The 23322-nt window shown below is 63.9% G+C and carries 23 protein-coding genes; 11 read left to right on the top strand and 12 right to left on the bottom strand.

What is annotated here, in order from left to right; all coding sequences use genetic code 11:
• Window positions 1-29: 29 nt before the first annotated feature.
• On the bottom strand, window positions 30-722 hold the full coding sequence (locus X741_RS165670; RefSeq protein ID WP_023775789.1) for an antitoxin Xre/MbcA/ParS toxin-binding domain-containing protein: 693 nt from the start codon (window positions 720-722) through the stop codon (window positions 30-32).
• 392 nt (window positions 723-1114) lie between these two features.
• Complete coding sequence (locus tag X741_RS165675) at window positions 1115-2107, bottom strand: adenosine kinase (protein ID WP_023775788.1); 993 nt, start codon at window positions 2105-2107, stop codon at window positions 1115-1117.
• A 224-nt stretch (window positions 2108-2331) separates the two neighbouring features.
• Here X741_RS165675 and X741_RS165680 point away from each other — a divergent pair, with 224 nt between their 5' ends.
• On the top strand, window positions 2332-3234 hold the full coding sequence (locus X741_RS165680; protein WP_023766327.1) for an EamA family transporter: 903 nt from the start codon (window positions 2332-2334) through the stop codon (window positions 3232-3234).
• A gap of 88 nt (window positions 3235-3322) precedes the next feature.
• Complete coding sequence (locus tag X741_RS165685; RefSeq protein WP_023775787.1) at window positions 3323-4030, top strand: sulfate transporter family protein; 708 nt, start codon at window positions 3323-3325, stop codon at window positions 4028-4030.
• Between the two features lie 46 nt (window positions 4031-4076).
• On the opposite strand, the gene X741_RS165690 is transcribed toward X741_RS165685, so the two are convergent.
• From X741_RS165690 to X741_RS165710, 5 genes are all read right to left on the bottom strand, one after another.
• Window positions 4077-4877 (bottom strand): oxaloacetate decarboxylase, encoded by an 801-nt coding sequence (locus X741_RS165690; protein ID WP_023775786.1) that lies wholly within the window; start codon window positions 4875-4877, stop codon window positions 4077-4079.
• 79 nt (window positions 4878-4956) lie between these two features.
• Window positions 4957-5805, bottom strand: coding sequence for a hypothetical protein (locus X741_RS165695; RefSeq protein ID WP_023775785.1), 849 nt, complete (start codon window positions 5803-5805; stop codon window positions 4957-4959).
• 78 nt (window positions 5806-5883) lie between these two features.
• Window positions 5884-6543, bottom strand: coding sequence for an HAD family phosphatase (locus X741_RS165700; protein WP_023775784.1), 660 nt, complete (start codon window positions 6541-6543; stop codon window positions 5884-5886).
• Window positions 6543-7028 carry a dUTP diphosphatase gene (gene dut, locus X741_RS165705; RefSeq protein WP_023775783.1) on the bottom strand — a complete coding sequence of 162 codons (486 nt, stop codon included), beginning with the start codon at window positions 7026-7028 and terminating at the stop codon, window positions 6543-6545. Before dut ends, X741_RS165700 begins: the two co-directional genes overlap by 1 nt.
• Window positions 7029-7257: 229 nt before the next feature.
• Complete coding sequence (locus X741_RS165710; protein ID WP_023775782.1) at window positions 7258-7728, bottom strand: Lrp/AsnC family transcriptional regulator; 471 nt, start codon at window positions 7726-7728, stop codon at window positions 7258-7260.
• A gap of 114 nt (window positions 7729-7842) precedes the next feature.
• Between X741_RS165710 and X741_RS165715 the strand changes: the two genes are divergently transcribed.
• Both X741_RS165715 and X741_RS165720 read left to right on the top strand, forming a co-directional pair.
• A complete protein-coding gene (locus X741_RS165715; protein ID WP_023766333.1) occupies window positions 7843-8091 on the top strand; it encodes a DUF6356 family protein in 249 nt (82 codons plus the stop codon).
• 10 nt (window positions 8092-8101) lie between these two features.
• On the top strand, window positions 8102-8902 hold the full coding sequence (locus tag X741_RS165720) for a class II glutamine amidotransferase (protein ID WP_023775781.1): 801 nt from the start codon (window positions 8102-8104) through the stop codon (window positions 8900-8902).
• Between the two features lie 42 nt (window positions 8903-8944).
• On the opposite strand, the gene X741_RS165725 is transcribed toward X741_RS165720, so the two are convergent.
• Window positions 8945-9895, bottom strand: coding sequence for a hypothetical protein (locus X741_RS165725; protein WP_032927345.1), 951 nt, complete (start codon window positions 9893-9895; stop codon window positions 8945-8947).
• A 324-nt stretch (window positions 9896-10219) separates the two neighbouring features.
• Here X741_RS165725 and X741_RS165730 point away from each other — a divergent pair, with 324 nt between their 5' ends.
• From X741_RS165730 to X741_RS165740, 3 genes are all read left to right on the top strand, one after another.
• Window positions 10220-10462, top strand: coding sequence for a hypothetical protein (locus X741_RS165730; protein ID WP_013891414.1), 243 nt, complete (start codon window positions 10220-10222; stop codon window positions 10460-10462).
• Window positions 10463-10582: 120 nt separating this feature from the next.
• Window positions 10583-10807, top strand: coding sequence for a hypothetical protein (locus X741_RS165735; protein ID WP_013891413.1), 225 nt, complete (start codon window positions 10583-10585; stop codon window positions 10805-10807).
• Between the two features lie 374 nt (window positions 10808-11181).
• The gene (locus X741_RS165740; RefSeq protein ID WP_023775779.1) at window positions 11182-12555 is read left to right on the top strand and encodes an amidase; all 1374 of its coding nucleotides are present in this window, start codon (window positions 11182-11184) and stop codon (window positions 12553-12555) included.
• Here the strand turns inward: X741_RS165740 and X741_RS165745 are convergent.
• On the bottom strand, window positions 12549-13625 hold the full coding sequence (locus tag X741_RS165745; RefSeq protein WP_023775778.1) for an FAD-binding oxidoreductase: 1077 nt from the start codon (window positions 13623-13625) through the stop codon (window positions 12549-12551). The genes X741_RS165740 and X741_RS165745 overlap by 7 nt on opposite strands.
• A 141-nt stretch (window positions 13626-13766) precedes the next feature.
• On the opposite strand from X741_RS165745, the gene X741_RS165750 reads away from it, so the two are divergent.
• Entirely contained in the window at window positions 13767-15359 is a 1593-nt protein-coding gene (locus X741_RS165750; RefSeq protein ID WP_023775777.1) for a peptide chain release factor 3, read from the top strand.
• A gap of 82 nt (window positions 15360-15441) precedes the next feature.
• Here X741_RS165750 and X741_RS165755 read toward each other — a convergent pair whose 3' ends face one another.
• Entirely contained in the window at window positions 15442-15909 is a 468-nt protein-coding gene (locus tag X741_RS165755; RefSeq protein WP_023775776.1) for a VOC family protein, read from the bottom strand.
• 265 nt (window positions 15910-16174) lie between these two features.
• Here X741_RS165755 and ilvD point away from each other — a divergent pair, with 265 nt between their 5' ends.
• Window positions 16175-18019, top strand: coding sequence for a dihydroxy-acid dehydratase (gene ilvD, locus X741_RS165760; protein ID WP_023775775.1), 1845 nt, complete (start codon window positions 16175-16177; stop codon window positions 18017-18019).
• A 166-nt stretch (window positions 18020-18185) separates the two neighbouring features.
• On the opposite strand, the gene X741_RS165765 is transcribed toward ilvD, so the two are convergent.
• Entirely contained in the window at window positions 18186-19940 is a 1755-nt protein-coding gene (locus X741_RS165765; protein ID WP_023775774.1) for an ABC transporter ATP-binding protein, read from the bottom strand.
• Window positions 19941-20090: 150 nt separating this feature from the next.
• Between X741_RS165765 and X741_RS165770 the strand changes: the two genes are divergently transcribed.
• A complete protein-coding gene (locus tag X741_RS165770) occupies window positions 20091-21371 on the top strand; it encodes an amidohydrolase family protein (protein ID WP_023766342.1) in 1281 nt (426 codons plus the stop codon).
• A 107-nt stretch (window positions 21372-21478) separates the two neighbouring features.
• The gene (locus X741_RS165775; protein WP_023775773.1) at window positions 21479-22411 is read left to right on the top strand and encodes a DMT family transporter; all 933 of its coding nucleotides are present in this window, start codon (window positions 21479-21481) and stop codon (window positions 22409-22411) included.
• Here X741_RS165775 and X741_RS165780 read toward each other — a convergent pair.
• A complete protein-coding gene (locus X741_RS165780) occupies window positions 22408-23310 on the bottom strand; it encodes a phosphotransferase family protein (protein ID WP_023775772.1) in 903 nt (300 codons plus the stop codon). The genes X741_RS165775 and X741_RS165780 overlap by 4 nt on opposite strands.
• Window positions 23311-23322 lie beyond the last annotated feature (12 nt).

The following is a 23322-nucleotide window of genomic DNA, read 5'->3' as shown; positions in this document are numbered from 1 at the left end:
GGAGACTGTGAACGCTTTTCGAACGAAGCTCAGCCCGGTGCGAAAACCCGCGCGGCCTCGACCACCTCGTCAACCTGATCCTGCCGCAGCAGATCGATCGGTATGCGGCCGTCGAGTTGCGCCGCCGGGCGTGTCAGCCACAGCCAGGCGAGCCTCGGATTGCCGATCAGCTTGAGCACGTCGCTTATGCCCGCGACCGGCCTGCCGTCGACGAACTGCGCCAGCGGGAAAACGTGCTTGCGGCCGCCCTTGCGCAAGGCGATGACGTCGCCGCGTCTTTGCCAGCGGTGCAGGGTCGAGCGGGCGATGCGCAAATTTTCTTCCAGATAGGTCGAGCCGGCGACACGGCCAGCCCAGTCCTCGATCAGCATCGATTCGAGGTCGTCGGATTGTGGGGGCGGGGGAGGTGGTTCGCCGGCCGACAAATGCACCGGCAGTCCGGCGGTGCCGGCTTCGCTGCGGCGCGCGGCTTCCGCCGCGAGCGCGCGGACGAATTTCTGGGCAAGGCCGGGAAGGTCGGCATGGATGGTGTCGATGGCGCGCTGGTGCCTCGGCGACAGCGAGGTGACTGCGGACGCTATGCTGCCGGCAATCTTGCCGACGGAGACCACGGTGGATTGGTTTATGGCCTCGTCATAATGGGCAAGCGCGCGTTCGACATCCTCCGCGACCATCTCCGCGAAGTCGTCTTGCCCGAGACCGGTTGTCTGAAATCTGTTCATGCATCTGTCTTCCGGGCCGCGCTCCTCCCTTGGCCGCGGCCGGTTGCTGAATTTCTAGTGCTGAAAACGAAGATCGCGGCGGCAACGACCCGCGCCGCCCGACAGCTTGCTGCCTTGCATTTTTGAACATCCATCTGATTGCGGGCGCGCCCCGAAATGTCAGTCGCGGGAGGCTCGCGATGTCGTGTAGGAGCGATATGTGACAGTGACGCGACGGTGAGCAGCGGGGCACTTTTTTCCTTCTCCCCTTGTGGGAGAAGGTGGATCGGCGCGCAGCGCCGAGACGGATGAGGGGTGCGTGACGGATCGCCGTCCTGTCAAGCTGGAGCACCCCTCATCCGTCGCCTTCGGCGACACCTTCTCCCACAGGGGGAGAAGGAAAAAAGTGCCCCCTACAACAACCCCGCCTGCTCGGCCTCGCGGCGCAAATTCTGTCTTGGCCTTGGCCCGATCTGCTGGATCACCAGGCCGGCCGCCAGTGAGCCAAGGTCACCGCAGGTCTTGAGGTCGCGGCCTTGCGTGTAGCCATGCAGGAAGCCGGCGGCGTAGAGGTCGCCAGCGCCGGTCGTGTCGACCAGCTCCTTGATGGCGGTGGCCTTGATGACCACGGTCTCGTCGCCGCGCACGATGACGGAGCCTTTCTCGGACCGCGTCACGGCGGCGATCCGGCAATCCTTGCGGATCTGCGCCAGCGCCTCGTCGAACGACGATGTTTGGTAGAGCGACTTGATCTCGTGGCTGTTGGCAAAGACGATATCGACCGTGCCCGAGCGCATCAACTCGAGGAATTCGTCGCGATAGCGGTCGACGCAGAACGAATCCGAAAGTGTCATCGACACTTCGCGGCCTGCCGCGTGCGCCAGTTTCGCGGTCTGCCGGATCGCTTCCTTGGCGCGCGGCGGATCCCACAGATAGCCCTCGAAATAGGTGACCTTGGCGCCAGACGCCTTGTCGGCCTCGACGTCCTCCGGCCCCAGCTCGACGCAGGCGCCGAGATAGGTGTTCATCGAGCGCTCGCCATCGGGGGTGACGAAGATCATCGAGCGGGCCGTCGGCGGGTCGCCCTTGAGCGGCTTGGTGTCGAAAGCGACGCCCTGGGCATGGATGTCGTGCGCGTAGATTTCGCCCAGCGCATCGTTGGAAACCTTGCCGAAGAAGGCGGCACGGCCGCCGAAGGAGGCGACGCCGGCCGCCGTGTTGCCGGCGCTGCCGCCGGAGGCTTCGATCGCCGGACCCATGCGGCTGTAGAGCAGTTCGGCGCGCTGGGTATCGATGAGGTTCATCGCGCCCTTGATGATGCCGTTGGTTTCGAGGAATTCCTCCTCGCACTGGGCGATGATGTCGACAATGGCATTGCCGATGCAAAGCACGTCATAATCCGGCATCAATATCTCCGCCAAAAACCAGAGCCAGCTTCTTGCCATGCAGGCCGGGCGCGGGTCTAGCGATTCGAAACGGCTTTGCCTAGAGCGCGGCACTCAACTTTGGCGGATCATCCCAGCGCATCCACTTGAGGCGCTACGACAATTCGACCGTGGCCGAAGCATTTTGTCGCGATCTTGCCTACAACTCTGGCCTGTTCGATCACGGCCCGAAGGCGAGCCAGCGGATGCCGACACGAAACGATACAACGACCGACCTGGCGCTGCTCGGCGTGCTGGCTGTATTGTGGGGCGCCTCCTACACCTTCATCAAGATCGGCGTCGAAACGATCCCGCCGATCACCTTCATTGCCGCGCGCACTTTGATTGCCGGCGCTATTCTTCTGGCCATCATCCATTGGCGTGGGCTCGCCATGCCCAGCGATGCGGCGAGCTGGCGCCGCTTCGCCTTCCAGGCATGCCTCAACAGCGTCGTCCCGTTCACGCTGATCGCCGCCGCCGAGCGTTCGGTGGATGCCGGCCTCGCTACCATCCTGAACGCGACCTCGCCGATCTTCACCTTCCTGCTCACCGCGCTGATCACCCGCCATGAACCGGTCACGCTGCGCAAACTGGTCGGTGTCGGCGCCGGCATTGCCGGCATCTGCCTCATCATCGGTACCGAAGCGCTGGGCGGTCTCGGTCATGAACTGTGGGCGCAGCTTGCCATCGTCGTGGCGACGATCTGCTATGCCGGCGCCGCGATTTTCGGCCGTGGCTTCAAGGGCCTCGATCCGATGCTGCCGGCGGCCGGTTCGATGCTCTGCGGTGCGGTGATGCTGGTGCCGCTCAGCCTCGTGGTGGACCAGCCCTGGACGCTCACGCCATCTCTGGCGTCGATCCTGGCGCTGCTCGGCCTGTCGGTGTTCTCGACGGCGCTCGCCTTCGTCATCTATTTCCGCCTCATCCACACGCTGGGCTCGGTCGGCACGACGTCGCAGGCCTATCTGCGCGTGCCGATCGGCGTCGGCATCGGCGCTGTCTTCCTCGGCGAAACCTTGGGGCCGACTGCGTGGCTCGGCATGGCTTGTGTCGTTGCCGGCGTCGCGGCCATGACCATCCCGGTTCGCAAACCGGCGCTTGCAAGATAGCTGCGCGCTTGTGCTCATGGCTTGGGCTGCCTATCTCGGGAGCGTCCGTCCATTCGGCGGTGTCTGCTCATCGAGGGGTTGAAGCACGGTGATTTTCGACGCTGCCCGCACCGCGGCCCTTGAGCTGCTCTCGCCGCCTTTTCGAGCCGTGTTCCTCAAGACGCTGGGCTTGACCCTGCTGGCGCTGGTCGCCCTGTGGTTCGGCCTGACCAGCCTTGTCGAATGGCTGGCCCTGCCATGGCTGCAGACGCTGTTGCCGGGCATACCGTCCTGGGCCGGCTGGCTGGGCGGCATCATTGCGGCAATTGCGCTCGCCTTCGGCATGGCATTGCTCGTCGCGCCGGTGACGGCCGTGATCGCCGGCCTGTTCCTCGACGATGTCGCCGAAGTGGTCGAGCGCACCGATTATCCCGCCGATCCGCCCGGCCGCGCCATGCCGGCGCTGCGCTCGCTGGTGCTGGCGATAAAGTTCTTCGGCGTCGTCATCCTCGGCAACATCGTCGCCCTGTTGCTTCTCCTGGTGCCGGGCATCAACATCGCCGCCTTCTTCGTCGTCAACGGCTACCTGCTCGGGCGGGAATTCTTCGAATTCGCCGCCATGCGCTTCCGTCCGGAGGAGGAAGCCAGGGCCTTGCGCAGGCACCATGCCGGAACGGTGTTCCTCGCCGGGCTGGTCATCGCGGCCTTCCTCGCCGTGCCGCTGCTCAACCTGGTGACGCCGCTTTTCGCCGCCGCCATGATGGTGCACCTGCACAAGGCGATTTCGGCGCGGGCGGCTAACCCCTCGCGGGGCTAAACTCGCGGGAATCCGCCGCCCCGTCTATTCATGAGGACTTCCCTGTTCATGAGGACTCACGAAACAGCGCCTGCAACTTGCCGAACGGCATGGCGGCGCGGGTGAAGCCGAACGTCCCGTCCTGCTGGATCTCGCGTGCCGCCGTTTCCAGCATGCCGTAGGCGAAATTGGTCAGCCACGGCCCGAGCGAAATGCGCTTGACGCCGGCCATGGCGAGATCGGCGATGGTGAAGCCTGGCCGCGCCATGACATTGACCGGCTTGCTCACCGCCGAACAGATGGTGCGCACCATCTCGACGTCGTCGATACCAGGCGCATAGAGCACGTCGGCGCCGGCCTTCTCGAAGGCCTGCAGCCGCTTGATGGTGTCGTCGAGGTCGGACTTGCCCCACAAGAAGTTCTCGGCCCGCGCCGTGAACACGAAATCGCGCTTCAGCGCCCGCGCCGCCTCCACCGCCGCCGCGACGCGCTCGACCGCGTGGGCAAAATCATAGATCGGCTTGTCGGGATCGCCGGTGTGGTCCTCGATCGAGCAGCCGGCAAGGCCCGCCGCTTCCGCCGCGAAGATCGTCTCGGCGGCCTGCTCGGCGCTGTCGCCCTTGCCTTTTTCGAGATCGGCCGAAACCGGCAGGCTGGTTGCTGCCGTCACGTCGCGGCAATGATGGATCATCTGGTCGAAGGTCACGGCGCCATCCGGCAGGCCGCGCGAAAAGGCAAAGCCGGCGCTGGTCGTCGCCAGCGCCTTGAAGCCGAACGAGCCAAGCAGCTTCGTCGTGCCGACATCCCAGGGATTGGGCATGACGAAGCTCGAGGCATGCAGGTCACGAAAGATCTTACCCTTGTCCATGGCAATTCCCCCATATGTGCAGTGCGATGGCGCGGATTTTAGCTTGCCCGCCCTGCCCGGGCAAATGAATGCGCCTGGATCAGAAGCGTTTCTCGTTCTCTGCTGCCAATTTTTCGAACGCGTCGGAATCCTTGACGTAGTGCGTCTTGTCCCAATGGTAGGTTACGGAAATCTCGTGCGACGCAGCCTTGGGCGCGGCCTCGTCACAGCTTTCACCGCTTGGCTCGGTGGCGTCGGTGACTGTCGCCTTGATGGCGGCATAAGGCTGTCCGTCCGCGATGGTCTGGAACCCGATGTCCTGCTTGCGGCTGTAGGCGCACAGCTTCTCATCGAACGTATAGATCATGTCGATCAGTTCGAACCTGTCCTTGGCAACCATGATCAGCGGCGTGGCCACATAGTTCTGGTTCGAATTGAAATGCGCGCTCATGGTTATGAGCGCGTCGTCGCCGTCGCCGATCGAAAGCTTGTTCGGCTCGCGGAAATAGGTGCTGCGGTCGACCGCGACATTGGCCGCGTCGAGCAATTTCGGTTTGGCCGTGATGTCGTACAGCGCCAGCACCGCGTAGCCCTCGGCGCTGTCGGGAGAATCGCCAAGGTCGAACAGCATCGCCAGCCGGTCCTTGCCGCCGGCCTTGATGGCCAGCACCGCGGCATTGGAAAAGCTGGAGGTCTCGGGTGGCGACCCGCCATCATCCGGTCCCTCGATGTGGCGCATGTCGATGGGCGACCCGCCCTTGTAGAAGCCGTCCTTATCAGCGGCGAGGCCCGGAATGACCATTTTTGCCAGATCGAGATAGGTCACATCGGTGCGGCCGGGCAGCGCGCTGCCGAGATCCGGAAAGCCGACCGCTTGCGCGCCGGCTGCGGTCCACAAGAACGGCAGCAGCACCAAGGCGAGGATGAAGCGAAAGAGGTTCGTTGGCATGGACGCCTCGGGCTGTCGGGCGCACGGACCGTAGCACAGCGCCCTACGGCGTCCAGCCCGTCCATCAAGCCCGGCGGATCAGTGGATCGGCACCAGTCCCGCCAGTTCGCGCATGTCGTCGAACAGGATGCCGCCGGCGTGGATCAGGCCATCGCGGTCGGAATAGGGGTCGCCATGATAGGAAAACACCCGCATGCCGGCGGCGATGCCGGCCTGCGTGCCGGCGACGCTGTCCTCGATGACGATGCAGTCGGCGGGCGGAAAGCCCATCGTCTTGGCCGCATGCAGGAACAGGTCCGGGAACGGTTTGCCGCGCGAGACCATGGTGGCGCTGAACATCGCATGTTCGAACAGCGGCAACAGCCCGGTCTGGCCAAGCGTGATGTGCATCTTCGAGATCCGGGCCGACGTGGCGACGCAATAGGCGATGCCGGCCGCGCGAACCGCCTCGATGAACTCGCGCACATAGGGGATCGCCTCAACGCCATGGGCGAACAGGTCCGGCAGGCCGGCGTTCCAGCGATCGACGAAGTCGGCGCCGAGCCGGACTTCGGTCTGCGCCTCGATCTCCTTCTGCACCGACACCATGCTGCGGCCGGAGAAGTTCTTGCGGCAATATTCGAACGTCGTTGGATAGCCCGCCGCGCTCAGCCATTCGGCGAGGCGTCGGTTGGCAAGATTCTCCGTGTCGACCAGGATCCCGTCGCAGTCGAAGATGACCAGCTTTGGAATTTGCATCAGGCGGTGCCGGTCGATCCGAACCCGCCCGAGCCACGCGCGGTGCCGCCGGCCAGCGAGCGTTCTTCGACGCCCACCTGCGTCACGGCGGCGAAAACCAGCTGGGCAATGCGCATGCCGCGCGTCACGGCGAAATCCTCGTCGCCGAGATTGATCAGCAGCACCTTCACCTCGCCGCGATAGTCGCTGTCGACCGTGCCCGGTGAATTGAGGACGGTAAGGCCATGCTTGAAGGCAAGGCCGGAGCGCGGCCGCACCTGGCCTTCCATGCCTTCGGGGATTTCGAGGATCAGCCCGGTCGGCACGAGAGCGCGTTTTCCCGGCAGGATCAGCAGCGGCCGGTCGTCAGGCACCGCCGCGCGCAGATCCATGCCGGCGGCGCCGGCGCTTTCGTAAGCGGGAAGCGGTAGTCCTTCAGCATGCGGCAGCCTGACGACGCCGACAGTCGGACCGATGACGGAGGGGTTTTGGAGGGCTGCGCGCATAAAATCGATCCTATCGGCGCGAATGCCGATTCGGTCAATTCGCCCGCAAGCCTATCAACGGCTTTCTTTCAGGCATCAGTATGGCCTGAGGTGTGTTGAGATTCAGGTCAGGCCGAGTCGAAAACGGCGGATTTCGAGAACCGGAGCGGAGCGGACATTCGGTCCGTGAGCACCGGAAGCGGAGAAACCCGTCGTTTGCAGGCCGGCATCACCTGAATATCAACATACCTTAGCGCACTTCCATCGGAACCACCGTCGTCTCCTTGATCTCTTCCATCACGAAAGAGGCGGAAACATCGGACAGCGCCACCTTGGCGATCAGCCGCTGGTAGAGCCGGTCGTAGGCCTTCACGTCGGCGACGCGGGCGCGCAGGACATAGTCGAGGTCGCCGGACATGCGGTAGACGCCGATGATCTCGGAAAGACCGGTCACCGCCGCGCGGAACTTCTGCAGCCAGTCGGGATCGTGATTGGACGTGCGGACCAGAATGAACACCGAAAGGCCAAGTCCGAGCTTCTCGGCATCGACCAGCGCCACCCGGCCGGTGATGACGCCATCCTCCTCCAGCCGCTTGACGCGCCGCCAGCAGGCATTGCGCGACAAGGCCACCCGCTCCGACAGCTGGTCGACCGACAGCGTGCCGTCGCGTTGCAATTCGGTTAGCAATCTCCGGTCGATTTCATCGATATTCAGCGCCATGTGGGATGTTTGTCCCACAAAATGACAAAATACAAGGACATTTTGAGACCAATGAACCTGCGAAGCGTGTCAGGATACTCATATCGGAACCTGAAGCGCTGAAGGGGAACCAGCATGTCGGTCGCAAGGATTTTCACCTCTCATCCGGCCAAGGTCGGCGAAACCTATTTCAGCCATATGGCCTTTGCGGCGTGGTTCTCCTCGCGGCTGCTGACGGCGGCCGGTGCCGCGCTCGTTCACGCTTTCTTGCCATTTCTGTTTGAGACTACCGCCAGCCGAATCGTTCGCGAGCTTTACGAGCGGACGCACAACAGAGGCACGCACGCGACCAAGGAGCCGGCGGCTCTTCCGGATCGCGCCTAGGAGAGAAGCGATGTGCCGGTGGGCGGCCTATCTCGGTGAAGCGGTCTTTCTCGAAGACATCCTCACCGCGCCCTGCCATTCGCTGATTGCCCAGAGCCATTGCGCCCAGGAAGCGAAGTCGCCGACCAATGGCGATGGTTTCGGCCTTGCCTGGTATGACGACCGGCCGGAGCCCGGCCTCTACCGCGACATCCTGCCGGCCTGGTCCGATCCCAATCTGAAGAGCCTGTGCCGGCAGATCAAATCCGGCCTGTTCCTTGCCCATGTGCGGGCCTCGACCGGCGGCGCGACCAGCCGCATGAACTGCCATCCGTTCATCTCGGGCCGTTGGTCGTTCATGCACAATGGCCAGATAGGCGGCTTCGAAAAGATCCGCCGCGCGCTGGAGAACACGCTCTGCGACGCCGTCTTCGACCAGCGCGAAGGCACCACCGATTCCGAACTGTTTTTCCTGCTGATGATCGACGAGGGATTGGCCGGTGACCCGCAAGGCGCAGTGTCGCGCGCCACCAGCCGCGTGCTCGACGCTTCGCGCCGCGCCGGCCTCGAACCGGCGCTGAAGCTTACCGCCGCCTTCTCGGACGGGCAGGCGCTGCATGCGGTGCGCTATGCCACCGACGCTCACGCGCCGACGCTCTACACCTCCGCCCTGCGAAAAGGCGGCGGCCGCTGCATCGTCTCCGAACCGTTCGATCGCGAGGGCGGCGATTGGCAGGCGATCCCGCCGTCGAGCTTCGTCACCATGACCCGGGACGGCATCGCCATTCGACCGTTTGCGCCCGCATCTGCAAGGCTTGCCCTGGCCCTTTAGGTTACAAATCAGTCAGCGCCGCGACATCCGGCGTTTGGCACTTCAGGGGCTTTGCCGCGCGCTCGAGTGCTTCAGCCAGTGGCGGTCGAAGACATCGAGGATGGCGCGGAACTCGGCAGGCGGGATCTGGTGGACGCCGCCATCGCTCCCTCCAACGAGGAACCGCGTGAGCTGCCGGTCGACCTGCTCGGGATGCTCGATGGACATGCCGACCGATGCCAGATCTGCCGAAATCGACTCATCGGGCAGCAGGTATCCGCCCCACGGGGTGGCGCCCCGCGCCTGATCGCGCAGACGCACCATGAGGATCCTTGTAAGCGACGGCTGCGCCTCCGGGCCGATAATCGCCGTTCCACACATATATCCGCCAAGAACGCTCCCCGGCTGCGACCGCGGGAACAGGCTGACGAAGAACTGCGCATCCCCGCCGACTTCCCTCAGATGCATGTAAAGGGCACGCTTGGCCGGCGTGACCGGGCCGCCAAGCACCAACTGGCCTGTCGGCAAGATTTCGCGATAGCTGGCGGTCAGGCCATGTGAGCCAGGCCCCGGCTCCATCGACAGGATGCCCCTGATGAATTGGCCGCGATAGTAAGGAGACCAGGCACGCGAATAGCATGCATAGGTACCGGCAAGCGCCAAGGCGAGGCTGCGCTCTTCATGGTTGGACGAGGTCTCGAACTGAGACCCGGCGCGGCGTTCGAGATCTGCGCTGTCGATGTTGTGGCGGGTCGCGATCGCGGCCGTGAAGTTTGGCAGGTCGCAGTCGGCGATCCATGCGCCTGACTGTTCCAAGCCCAGCAGCTTCACCCAGTCTTCATACACACTATGCTCGCGCGGCTGGGCGCGGCCCTGCAGCCATTTGTCGGCACGGCCGAGATCGAATGAGGTCTTCGGATTGACGGACCGGAAAGCCGCCGCCAGATCCTTGCGGGTTACCGTCCCCAACAACGCCGAAGTCAGCCGTAATTTCTGAGCAATGTGCTGTGCCACGTGGCTGCCTTTGCGGTTTGGTTTCCGCCATAACACGCCGTGGCAAAACCTCACACCTTACTTTTCGATCTGCTAATATAAAAGGAATTCCAGAGAATTCCACGGCATTCCGCGCGTGCAGCCTTCCCGGCTTGTGGGCCGGCGCTAAGCTCGCGAAGGGCAAGGGGCATACTGTCAGCGAACGTTCTGAACGTGCGCCGGGGAGGTCATTCCCCTTTCTTTCGAAAAGCTGTGACACGCTCCCATCGAGCAACGGCGAAACCAGGCTGAGAAGCCCGGTAGCAACCGAACCGTAATGCCACCTCGAATTGAAGGAATGACCGGATGACCGCAAACGCCTCTTCCAGACTGACATTCATCGTATTTACCGCAGGCTGCATCGCACTGGTGCTGCTGTTTCGATACGCGCCGGCCGGCGACTCTCACTCGAGATATCTCAAGGGCGCAACGGCTGTGGTGGCCGCCAAGCCGACCCGCATCGACGTCGATAACGAGGCGCACGCGATTCGCTTCTATATCGACGGCAAGCAGGTCGCCCTGCTCGACGAGTCCGGATTCAGGCAGTGAGGCGGCCAAGCCGCGCACAGCGGCGAGGTGGAGTTGATGACTCATGAAGAGGAACTTGGGCGCGCCGTATGAGCCTATCCAGGAAATGCGCGCGCTTTGTAGCCAGAGAGGAAAACTGTCATGAAACTCGTTCTGTCCGCACTGCTCGTGCTGCTTGTCTTGTCGCAAGCGGCGGAGGCCAAGAAGAAAGTTGCGGTGACGCAAGACAATGCCGCCACGGCGCAGGTGACCCGGCCGCCCCTGGACGACACGTCGACAGGCGGAATCAGGTCGGCCGCGGGGGCAACCGCGACGGCCACCGAAGGGCAGCAATACCCGCCGGCGCTGTATTTCAATTTCCAGTAAGCCAATTGCTTGTCGACGCGGGTGCTTGTCGACGCGGGGATCCATGATCCGCAACGGGATATCGCTTCGAGCTATTTAGGGAGAGCCCGAGGATCGCGGCTCCCCCCGAGTGCTGCCGGCCGGGATGCCCAATCGTGATTGGCTGGCGATACATTTTGGGCCGCCTGAGGTGGAACCATAGCGAAGATCACGGCCCCGTCGATGACCGGCAGGAACATTTCGCAGCCGAAGCGAGACCGTCGACTAAATCCGATTGGCCTTGACCGGCGCAATTCCAATCAAGCACAGCCGATCCTCGAATGCTCAACTCCGCTTGAAGCCGTGCCTCGATCCGCCATCTTCAAGGCGAGTGCCGCCAAGCCGGAGCATTCCTCATGCACATTGCCTTCTCCTCAACCGTCGATCTCGCCACGGCAATCGCCGCGCGCAAAATCTCCGCCGTCGAGGCACTCGACGCCCATCTGGCGCAGATCGACAGTCACAACGAGACAGTCAACGCGGTCGTCTCGCTCGACAGGGAGGGCGCGCGCGAACGCGCCAAGAAAGCGGACGCAGCGCTGGTGCGGGGCGAAGCGCTCGGTCCGCTGCATGGCGTTCCCTTCACCCTGAAGGACATGCACGAGACAGCAGGCATGAAAACAACCGTCGGCTTTCCGCTCTTCGCCGACTATGTCGCGCAGCAGGACAGCCCGGTCGTCGCCAGGCTGAAGGCGGCCGGCGGCGTGCTGATGGCCAAGACGAACGTTGCCAGCATGCTGTCCGATTGGCAGTCGAACAATCCGCTGTTCGGCCGCACAAGCAATCCTTGGAACCTTGAGCGCACCTCTGGCGGCTCCAGCGGCGGCGCGGCAGCGGCGATCGCGGCTAGCATGACGCCGTTCGATGTCGGTACCGACATGCAGGGTTCGATCCGTCTCCCAGCCGCCTTTTGCGGCGTCTACGGCTTGAAACCAACGGAGCATCGCGTCTCGTTGGCCGGTGCCTTTCCCAATCCGGGCGATGCCGCGCGCAGCGTCCGGCTGATGTCCTGCGTCGGGCCGCTGGCGCGCAGCGTGGACGATTTGTGCTTGATCTATCGCATCATTGCCGGATCGGACGGGCGTGACACCGATCTCGCGCCGGTGCCGGTCGAGGACATGCCGAAGCTCGACCTCAAGACATTGCGCATCGCCTTTGCACCGACCTTTCCAGGCTTCCCGGTGACCGACGACATCGGTGCTGCTGTTGAAAATATCGCAAAGCAGTTGCAATCGGCCGGCGCGACCGTCGAGAAAGCGAAACTTCCAAAACTGGATTTGCATGACGATCTCGCGCAAGGAGGCGCGCTGATCGGCATGATGATGGAGGCCGCGCAGCCCGAGCCGCCGGACGAGCCGACACCCGTCTCGCGCTGGTTCGAGGCGCTCGCCCGCCGTGACAGATCGATTCTCGCCTGGGATCAGTTCCTTGAAAAACATGATGCGCTGCTCTGCCCGGTCGCCATGACCACGGCCTTTTCACATTGCGAGTCTGGCACGCCGATCAAAGTCGACGGCAAGGACCAGAGCTACTGGATGCTCCCGGCCTATGGTGCTGTCTTCAACTACAGCGGCCACCCGGCGCTCTCGATGCCCTGCGGACAGGACAGCGACGGCCTGCCGATCGGCCTGCAACTGGTCGGCAGGCGCTGGTCGGAATCACGGCTGCTCGGCATCGCCAGGGCAATGATGCCGTTGACCGGTGGCTTCAGCCGCCCGCCAGGCTATTGAGCGAAGCGACCCAATCCATAGGGCGCCAGCAGCGGATCGCGCTCGCCGTCAAGGATTTCGCGAGCGGCAAACAGGCCGACGGCCGGCGCCAGCGTGATGCCGGAATGCATGACGCTGACATAGACGCCGTCCATGCCCTCCGCGCGGCCGATGATCGGAAAACCGTCGATCGGCGTCGGCCGGTAGCCGACCGTGTGGAAGTCGAGCGCCAGCCCGTCTCCGCCGCGCAGGCTGGCTTTCAGGACCGCGAACAGTTCGCTGGCGGTGGCTTGCGCATCCACGCCGGGATCGGCGCCAGCGAAATCGGAACCGGCGATGATGCGGCCCTCGGCCGTCTGGCGCATATGCAGCCGCTCGGCCAGCACCAGTCCGTTCAGCAGTTTCTGGTGGGGCCGCGAGTGGACGATCAGGCCGGGTGGCGTCTCGAGCGGCAGATTTATGCCGGCGGTGGCGGCAATATCTGCTGAGCCGACGCCGGCCGCGATCACCACCTCGTCGGTGGCAAGCAGCCCATGCGATGTGTCGACGCCCGAAATCCTGCCGCCTGTCTGGACAAGCGCCGTCACCGTGCTGGAGATGATCCCCGCGCCGCGTCGTTCGGCATCGGCCAGCAGCGCCTTCGTTGCCGCGACCGGCTCGGCAACACCCTCTTCGGCGACATGCAAGGCGACATCCGGGAGTTCGATGAGATTGGGCTCTATACGTGCCGCGCCAGCGCGGTCGACGCGCTCGATGCCATAGCCCCAGGCCGAATGCTGCGCGGTATAGGTTTCCATGTCAGTCGCCGACAAATCCCAGCACAGGCCGCCGCACCAGCTGAGCGGCAGGCCGGGCAGGTCCCGTGCCAGCCGCGACCATTCGGCCATGGCGCGGGTGCGCAGCCGGAAATAGGGCTCCGGATTGCCCCATGTGGCGTTGATCCAGGCAAAGGAGTTCGGCGTGGCGACCCCACCTGCGGCGCTGTCGGCGGCGATGACCGTCACCCGCGCCCCGGCCCTGGTCAGGTGCCAGGTCATGGAAGCACCGATAATACCGGCGCCGATGACGATCACTTGCTTGGCTGCGCCCATGCGGAACCTCCGTCGAACAGGGTCTTCTGATGCCATCGCGTCGAACCTATCTCAAGTGCCGGCAGGCCAATCCGGCCAAATCTGTTCGACAGGCCCGAAATGCGCTGCTAGAAGCCCGCGCCACAGACAGGATTCCAAAAATTGGCTGAAGACATCGAACAGGCGGTATCGCGCCGCCGCACCTTCGCGATCATCGCGCATCCGGACGCCGGCAAGACGACGCTCACCGAAAAGCTGCTGCTGTTCGGCGGCGCCATCCAGCTTGCCGGCGAGGTCAAGGCCAAGAAGGACCGCATCCAGACCCGGTCCGACTGGATGAAGATCGAGCGCGAGCGCGGCATTTCGGTCGTCACCTCGGTGATGACCTTCGAGTATGAGGATAATGTCTTCAACCTGCTCGACACGCCCGGCCACGAGGATTTCGCCGACGACACCTATCGCACGCTGTCGGCGGTCGACTCGGCCGTCATGGTCATCGACGCCGCCAAGGGCATCGAGCCGCGCACGCTGAAGCTGTTCGAGGTCTGCCGGCTGCGCGACATCCCGATCATCACCTTCGTCAACAAGATGGACCGTGAAAGCCGCGACCCGTTCGAAATCCTCGACGAGATCGAGCAGAAGCTGGCGCTGGATACAGCGCCCATCACCTGGCCGATCGGTCGCGGCAAGACGTTTTCCGGCACTTACCATTTGGCGCTGAACGCGGTGCGCAGGGGCGACGACGAGAAGGAACGCACGCCCGTCAATGGTCCCGATTCCAACCGCGTCGCCGGCCTGCTGCCGGAGAACGAGCGCGAAGCGTTCATCGAGGAACTGGAACTGGCGCGCGAAGCGTGCCGACCCCTTGATGTCGAAGCGTTTCGCGAGGGCCATCTGACGCCGGTCTATTTCGGCTCGGCGCTGCGCAATTATGGCGTTCGCGACCTGATCGAGGCGCTTGGCGCTTTTGGCCCGCCGCCGCGCGCGCAGGAGGCGGACACCCGCACGATCGAGGCGACCGAGGAGAAGATGACCTCCTTCGTCTTCAAGATCCAGGCCAACATGGACCCCAACCACCGTGACCGCATCGCTTTCGTGCGCGTCTGCTCGGGCAAGCTCGAGCGCGGCATGAAGGCCAAGCTGGTGCGCACCGGCAAACCGATGTCGCTCTCGGCGCCGCAGTTCTTCTTTGCCCGCACCCGCGTCACAGCGGACGAAGCGTTCGCCGGCGATGTCGTCGGCATTCCCAACCACGGCACGCTGCGCATCGGCGACACGCTGACCGAGGGTGAGGAAATCCTGTTTCGCGGCGTGCCGAACTTCGCGCCCGAAATCCTGCGTCGTGTGCGTCTCGGCGATGCGATGAAGGCCAAGAAGCTCAAGGAAGCGCTGCACCAGATGGCCGAGGAGGGCGTCGTGCAACTGTTTTCGCCCGAGGACGGCTCGCCGGCCATCGTCGGCGTCGTCGGCGCGCTGCAACTCGACGTGCTGAAGGAGCGGCTGAACTTCGAATACACGCTGCCGGTCGAATTCGAGATGTCGCGCTTCTCAGTGTGTCGCTGGATCTCGGCCGACGACAAGGCCGAGACACTCCGCTTCATCGAGGCGCATCGCGGCGACATCGCCCGCGACCTCGACAACGACCCTGTATTCCTCGCCCAGCACGCCTTCTCGCTGAACTACGAAGCCGAACGCTGGAAAGCGATCCGCTTCGCCACCATCAAGGACTACCAGGTCCGCGACAAGGCGGCGTAAGCGCCAGCTTGCCTTCTCCCCGTTCACGGGGAGAAGGTGCCCGAAGGGCGGATGAGGGGCAGCGCGGCGTTGAGGGCTTCACTCAGCCTCTTGCAGCCGCTTCGATCGTGGCAATATCGATCTTGCCCATCTTCATCATCGCCGACATCACCCGGCCGGCCTTGGCCCGGTCCGGATCCAGAAGCAGCTTCGGCAGCTGCTCCGGCACGACCTGCCAGGAAACGCCGAACTTGTCTTTCAGCCAGCTGCAGGGGCCGGGCTCGCCGCCCTCGGTGAGCTTCTCCCAGAAATAATCCACCTCTTCCTGCGTCTTGCAGTCGATCGACTGTGACATCGCCTCGTTGAACTTGAATTGCGGCCCGCCATTGAGCGCCTGAAACGGCACGCCGTCGAGTTCGAACGTAGTCACCAGCACCTTGCCTTCATCGGCGTGGCCTTCGGGCCAACGCATCACGCTCAGCACCTTCGAATTCTTGAAAATGGAGACATAGAAATTCATCGCCTCCTCGGCCTGGCCGTCGAACCACAGGCAGGTGGTGATCTTTTGCATGTCGTGCTCCTCGGTTTGCTCTTTTGCTGTTATAGGGAAACGGCTGACTCCGAGAATGGTGCCATTCCTGCCGTTTGCCCAAGGACGGCCACGCGCCGAGCGATCCGACAGCGGCCTGAAATTTTTTGCGACATCCGGTCTTTCGCGGAATCTGGCGCATAGCAAAATTGTGGCCAGACCGGACTTGCGCGTCTATAACGCCTGCGATCCGAATTCAGCGCCGCCGCGCCCTTCCTCGGCTGCGGCCAGCCACCAAGGAAAAAACATGCCTGCCTATCGCTCCCGCACCACCACCCATGGCCGCAACATGGCCGGCGCCCGGGGCCTCTGGCGCGCCACTGGCATGAAGGACAGTGATTTCGGCAAGCCGATCATCGCCGTGGTCAACTCCTTCACCCAGTTCGTGCCGGGCCATGTCCATTTGAAGGACCTTGGCCAGCTGGTCGCGCGTGAAATCGAGAAGGCCGGCGGCGTCGCCAAGGAATTCAATACCATCGCCGTCGATGACGGTATCGCCATGGGCCATGACGGCATGCTCTATTCGCTGCCGTCGCGCGAGCTGATCGCCGATTCCGTCGAATACATGGTCAATGCGCACTGCGCCGACGCCATGGTCTGTATCTCCAATTGCGACAAGATCACCCCCGGCATGTTGATGGCCTCGTTGCGCCTCAACATCCCGACCGTCTTCGTGTCCGGCGGGCCGATGGAGGCGGGCAAGGTGGTACTCGCCGGCAAAACGCAGGCGCTTGACCTGGTCGATGCCATGGTCGCGGCCGCAGACGACAAGATCTCCGATGAGGACGTCAAGGTCATCGAGCGCTCGGCCTGCCCGACCTGCGGCTCCTGCTCGGGCATGTTCACCGCCAATTCGATGAACTGCCTGACCGAGGCGCTCGGCCTGTCGCTGCCCGGCAACGGTTCGACGCTGGCGACGCATGCCGACCGCAAGCGGTTGTTCGTCGAGGCCGGCCATCTCATCGTCGATCTGGCCCAGCGCTATTACGAACAGGACGACGAGACCGCACTGCCGCGCAGCATTGCCTCCAAGGGCGCCTTCGAGAACGCCATGACGCTCGACATCGCCATGGGCGGCTCGACCAACACGGTGCTGCATATATTGGCTGCCGCGCATGAGGGCGAGGTCGACTTTACGATGGAGGACATCGACCGGCTGTCGCGGCGGGTTCCGGTGCTCTGCAAGGTGGCGCCGGCCAAGTCCGACGTCCACATGGAAGACGTCCACCGCGCCGGCGGCATCATGGCGATCCTCGGCCAACTCGACAAAGCCGGACTGATTAACCGCGACCTGCCGACGGTGCACACATCAAGCCTTGGCGAGGCGCTCGACCATTGGGATATCTCGCGCACGACCAGCCAGAACGTCCGCGATTTCTTCCTCGCCGCACCCGGCGGCGTGCCGACGCAGGTCGCCTTCAGCCAGGATCGCCGCTGGGACGATCTTGATCTCGACCGCGAGAAAGGCGTCATCCGATCGGCCGAGACGCCGTTCTCGAAGGACGGCGGCCTTGCCGTGCTCAAGGGCAATCTGGCGCTCGACGGCTGCATCGTGAAGACCGCCGGCGTCGACGAGTCGATCCTGAAGTTCACCGGGCCAGCTCGCGTGTTCGAAAGCCAGGATGCCTCGGTCAAGGCGATCCTGTCCAACGAGATCAGGGCCGGCGATGTCGTCGTCATCCGCTATGAAGGCCCGCGCGGCGGCCCCGGCATGCAGGAAATGCTCTACCCGACCAGCTATCTGAAGTCGAAAGGGCTCGGCAAGGCCTGCGCGCTGGTCACCGATGGCCGCTTCTCGGGCGGCACATCGGGCCTGTCGATCGGCCATGCTTCGCCGGAAGCGGCGGAGGGCGGCATGATCGGTCTGGTGCAGGAGGGCGACACGATCGAGATCGACATCCCTAACCGCACCATCCGCCTGGCGGTCAGCGACGAAGAGCTCGATGCCCGGCGTGCTGCAATGGAGGCAAAAGGCGCCCTGGCCTGGAAGCCCGAGGAAAAGCGCAAGCGCAAGGTGACGACGGCGCTCCGCGCCTACGCTGCCTTTGCCACCAGCGCCGACAAGGGCGCGGTGAGGCACGTGCCGGAGTAGCGTGGTTCTTCCTTCTCCCCTTGTGGGAGAAGGTGGATCGGTGCGCAGCGCCGAGACGGTTGAGGGGTGGGTGACGGAGTGCCAGCGGCGCCAAGCTGGAGCACCCCTCATCCGACCTCGCTACGCGAGGCCACCTTCTCCCGCAAGGGGAGAAGGAAGAAGCGCCTCACGGCATCAACTGGTACTCATAGAGCTTCTGATACAGCCCACCCTGCTTGAGCAAGGTCCGGTGTGGGCCGCTCTCTACCACCTTGCCGCCTTCCAGCACCACGATCGTATCGGCCTGGTGAACCGTCGACAGGCGGTGCGCGATGACGATCGTCGTGCGGCCTTCGGTCAGTTGCTGCAGCGCGTCGCGGAACAGCGCTTCCGATTCGGCGTCGAGCGCGCTGGTCGCCTCGTCCAGGAGCAGGATTTCGGCGTTGCGCAGCATGGCGCGTGCGATCGAGATGCGCTGGCGCTGGCCGCCGGACAAGAGGCCGCCATTCTCGCCGACGTCGGTCTCGTAGCCTTTCGCCTGCGCCATGATGAAGTCATGCGCGTTGGCCGCCCTGGCGGCGGCGATCACCTCTTCGTCGGTCGCATCCTGCCGCCCGAGCCGGATGTTGTGCATGATCGTGCCGGCAAACAGGAACGTATCCTGGCTGACATAGGCGATCTTTTCCCGCAGCGACGCGAGTGTGGCGTGGGAGATGTCCTGGCCGTCGAGCAGCACCTTGCCGCCCTGCGGGTCGTACATGCGCATGATCAGGTTCAGGATCGTCGACTTGCCGCTGCCGGAAGGCCCGACCAGCGCCGTCATCTTGCCGGGCGCCAGGGTCAGGTCGAACCGATCCAGCACCGGCGGGCCATTCTGATAGGCGAAGCTGACGGCGTCGAAGCGGATCTCGCCCGGTCCGGCCAGAAGCGGTCTCGCATCCGGCTTTTCGGCCAACGTCAGCGGTTCGTCGGCGAGTTGGAACATCATGCGCACGCCGACAATGCCGCTTTCCAGCGATATCCGCACGCGGGCCAGCCGCTTTGCCGGTTCATAAGCCAGCAGCAGCGCCGCGATGAAGGCCATGATGTTGCCGGGCATCTGGCCGCCCTGCAGAACCAGCATGCCGCTCACCGTGACCGCACCGGCGATCGCCAGCCCGGCCAGCGTCTCCATCACCGGGCTGGTCACCGCTTCCAGCGCGGCGATGTTGTTGGCCCTGTCCTCGACGTCCGATACCGCCTTGTACATGCGCTTGCGCATCAACCCTTCGAGGTTGAAGGACTTGACCACGCGCACGCCGATCGCGGTTTCCTGCATCACCTGTACGATCTGGCCGACCGAGCGGAACTCCATGGCAGCGAACTTACGCACACGCTTCAGGATGCGGTTGACGCCATAGATGGCCACCGGGCCGACGACGAAGCAGATCAGCGACAGCGCCGGCTGCTGCCATACCATGACCCCAATCAGGGCAGCCAAGGTCACCAGATCGCGCACATAGGAGGTGACGATCAGGTCGAGCACGTTGCGCGCCGCCTGGGCATTGTTGGTCATGCGGGTGATCAGGTCGGACGACGAGGTCGAATGGTAGAATTCGATGCCTTGCGCCAGGATGCGGTCGTAGATCTTGCGCTGCCGCTCGGCGATGATGGCGTTGCCGACCCGGCTCATGAAATAGGCCTGCACGAAATTGGCGAGGCCCTTGATGACGAAGATTCCGGCGACCGCCAGGGCAATCATGTTGACGCGGTCGACACGTTTGTCGATCACGAATTCATTGGTGATTTCGCGCAGGATCCAGGCGCTGGCAGCCGTCATGCCGGCCACCACCAGCATCGACAGGATGGCGGCGCCGTAGCCGACCCTGTGCTGCCGGAAAGATTCCTTGAGCAGCCTTGCGACGAGGCGCTGGTTTTCCGTCGAACGGAAGAAACGAAACAACGGCTGATCCTTGATGCCGGGAGGACGAAGGCGGCTTATAGAGGGAGTTGCCGCTGGAGGGAACTGTCCGCAACGGTCGGCAAGAAACGGCTGCGGCATGGTGCCTTTTGCGACACGATGTCAAAGTGATTCTTCAGGGGACGACGAACGATGGATTTCGACCTTATCGTGCGCGGCGGAACGCTGCCTGACGGCACCATCGCCGATATCGGCATTATCGGTGAGACAATCGCGGCAATCGAGCCCGAACTGAATGTCACCGCCGGTGTGGCAATCGATGCATATGGCAATCTGGTGTCGCCGCCCTTCGTCGACCCGCATTTCCACATGGACGCCACGCTCTCCTACGGCATCCCGCGCATCAACGCGTCGGGTACGCTGCTCGAAGGCATTTCGCTCTGGGGCGAACTGAAGCCGCTGCTGACACATGAGGCGGTGCGCGACCGGGCGCTCGCCTATTGCGACTGGGCGGTGTCGATGGGCCTGCTCGCCATTCGCACCCATGTCGATGTCTGCGACGACCGGCTGCTGGCGGTCGAGGCCCTGCTCGACGTCAAGAAGACCATCGCCCCTTACATAGACCTGCAATTGGTGGCTTTTCCGCAGGACGGCTTCTATCGCTCGCCGACGGCACGCCAAAACACCATCCGCGCGCTGGACATGGGCGTCGACGTGGTCGGCGGCATCCCGCATTTCGAACGCACCATGGCCGATGGTACGCGCTCGGTGACCGAACTCTGCGAGATCGCGGCAAGACGCGGCCTGATGGTCGACCTGCATTGCGACGAGACCGACGACCCGCTGTCGCGCCATATCGAGCAACTGGCCTATGAGACGCAGCGGCTGGGCCTGCAGGGCAAGGTGGCCGGCTCGCACCTCACCTCGATGCATTCGATGGACAATTACTATGTCTCGAAGCTTCTGCCGCTGATTGCCGAGGCCGGTGTGTCGGCCATTCCCAACCCGCTGATCAACATCATGCTGCAGGGCCGCCACGACACCTTCCCGAAGCGCCGCGGCCTGACCCGGGTCAAGGAGATGCAGGCGCTGGGCATCCGCGTCGGCTGGGGCCAGGATTGCGTGCTCGATCCCTGGTATTCGCTGGGCACCGCCGACATGCTCGACGTCGCCTTCATGGGGCTGCATGTGGCCCAGATGTCCAGCCCGGCCGACATGGCGCGCTGCTTCGACATGGTCACCAGCGTCAATGCCGCGATCATGGGGCTCGATCATCTCGGCCTGGCGGTCGGCAAGCGCGCCAGCCTTGTCATCCTCGATGCCGGCAACCCGATCGAGGCCCTGCGCCTGCGCGCCGAGCGCATTTGCGTCGTCGCCAGGGGCAAGGTGGTGGCGGAAAGGACAAGGCAGGACACCAGGCTGTCCATCCCCGGCCGGCCGGCAACGGTCAACCGCAGGCATCAGGCAGGGTAGGCCCAGTCGATTCCCGGTTCTGGTCTCGCCCTTTCCCGGATTCTCCTCGTCAAAGTGGCCGCTTCCGTCTAGGACGCAGTTACGAAAAGGGAGGAATCGGGATCGGCATGACGCAACCCGTGGCGCAAAATTCCACGATCAGGAACGTGCTTCTGGCCGGCATTCTGCTGATGCTGGCCGGCGATTTCCTGTTTGCGCTGAACGATGCGATGGGCAAGTGGCTGGTCGCCAGCTTCTCCGTTGGCCAGGTGGTGCTGATCCGGTCGATCGGCGCCTTCTTCGTGCTTGGTCCGATGATCGCCAACCAGGGCGCCGGCAGACTGTTCCAGATGGAGCGGCCGGGGCTGCAAATCCTGCGCGTGGTGGCGACGACGCTGGACACAGCCTTGTTCTACGCCGCCGTCGTCTATCTGCCGCTCGCCGATGTCATGAGCTTCTACATGGCAGGGCCGATCTATGTCGCCGCGCTGTCGCACTTCCTGCTGGGCGAAAAGGTCGGCTGGCGCCGCTGGGCGGCGATCCTGCTCGGCTTCTTCGGCGTGCTGANCGTGCTGATCATGCTGAAGCCGTCTTCGGCGGCGTTTTCGCTGTCGTCGGGCTTCGCGCTCGTCGGCAGCATCGCCTTTGCCTTTGCCATCATCCTCAACCGCCGGCTGCGCGGCACCAGCGACACCAATCTGGTGACGTGGCAGACCATCGGCACGCTGGTGGTCGGCGGCGTCATGACCATCGGCGCCTGGCGGACACCGTCGGCGCTCGATTTCGGCGCCATGCTGCTGCTCGGCATCGTCTCCTGCGGCGCGCATCTGATGATCACCAGGGCGCTCAAGCTGGCGCCGGCCTCGACGCTGGCGCCGCTGCACTACACGCTGCTGTTATGGGCGGTGGTCTTCGGGCTGGCGTTCTTCGGCGACGTTCCCGGCCCGCGCATCCTGATCGGCTCCGGCATTGTGGTGCTCGCCGGCCTGTTCATCTTCCACCGCCAGAAAGTGGTCGAGACCACGGTGCCGCCGGAAAACGTGCCGAAGGGCGTGAACTAACCCCTACGCACGGCCGCCAGGTGCCGTGAAAACTCCGGCGTCTCCATCAACGCCTTGCAGCGGGCAAACCGCCCGTCGGCATAGGCGCGGAAATCGTCGACCGGGTTGTCGTTGGCGAGCTGGATCAGGCCCCACAGCGTCCACAAGAGGTCGCACATCGCCTTGTAGATGACGACGCGGCCGCGCTCCGCCGGCGTCGCTTCGCCGCCGAAATAGGCGCGCATCATCTCCTCGTCCTGCGCGGTGTCGAATCTGCCCTCCACACTGAGGTCGCCGAGATCCCAGAGCGGGTCGTTCATCCCGGAATATTCCCAGTCGACGATCCACATCCGCTCTCCCGTATCGAGAAAGTTCTCGCACAGCGGATCGCAGTGGCAGGCGACGATGGGGAGCGGATGCGCGGCAAGCGCCGATCGCACGGTCTCGGCCTCGCGCACCACATCGTGATAGCCGGCGGGCAGCGCGACATTCTTGGTCGACAGCACCTTGAGATAATCGTCGATCATTGCAAACAGTTCGAAGCGGAACGGGAATACGGCGCCCGAAGCATGCAACTTGCGGAAGGCCTCGCCGGCACGCGCCGGACTGCCCGGCCGGGCCTTGAATTTCTCCGGCGACATCGTCTCGGCGCCGGCGATGAATCGCGTCACCATCATCCCGGTGCCGGGGTCGACATGCAGCACCTCGGGGGCTACGCCTGCCTTGGCTGCCTCGCACGCCGCCACCGCCTCATTGGCGCGGTTGATATACTCTTCCGTACCCTTGCCGGGAATGCGCAGGCAGAATTCGCCGGCCTTGAAGACCAGGTTGGTGAGGCCGCCGAGCCGATCCAGCGGCCCGGTATAGCCGGCCAGCATCGGAATTGCGGCAAGTTTCGCCCGCACCTCGTCCGTCACCATGCCTTCGCCCCA

Source organism: Mesorhizobium sp. LNHC221B00 (assembly GCF_000502935.1).
Taxonomy (GTDB): Bacteria; Pseudomonadota; Alphaproteobacteria; order Rhizobiales; family Rhizobiaceae; genus Mesorhizobium; species Mesorhizobium opportunistum.
This window is presented reverse-complemented; position numbering and strand designations above follow the sequence as displayed.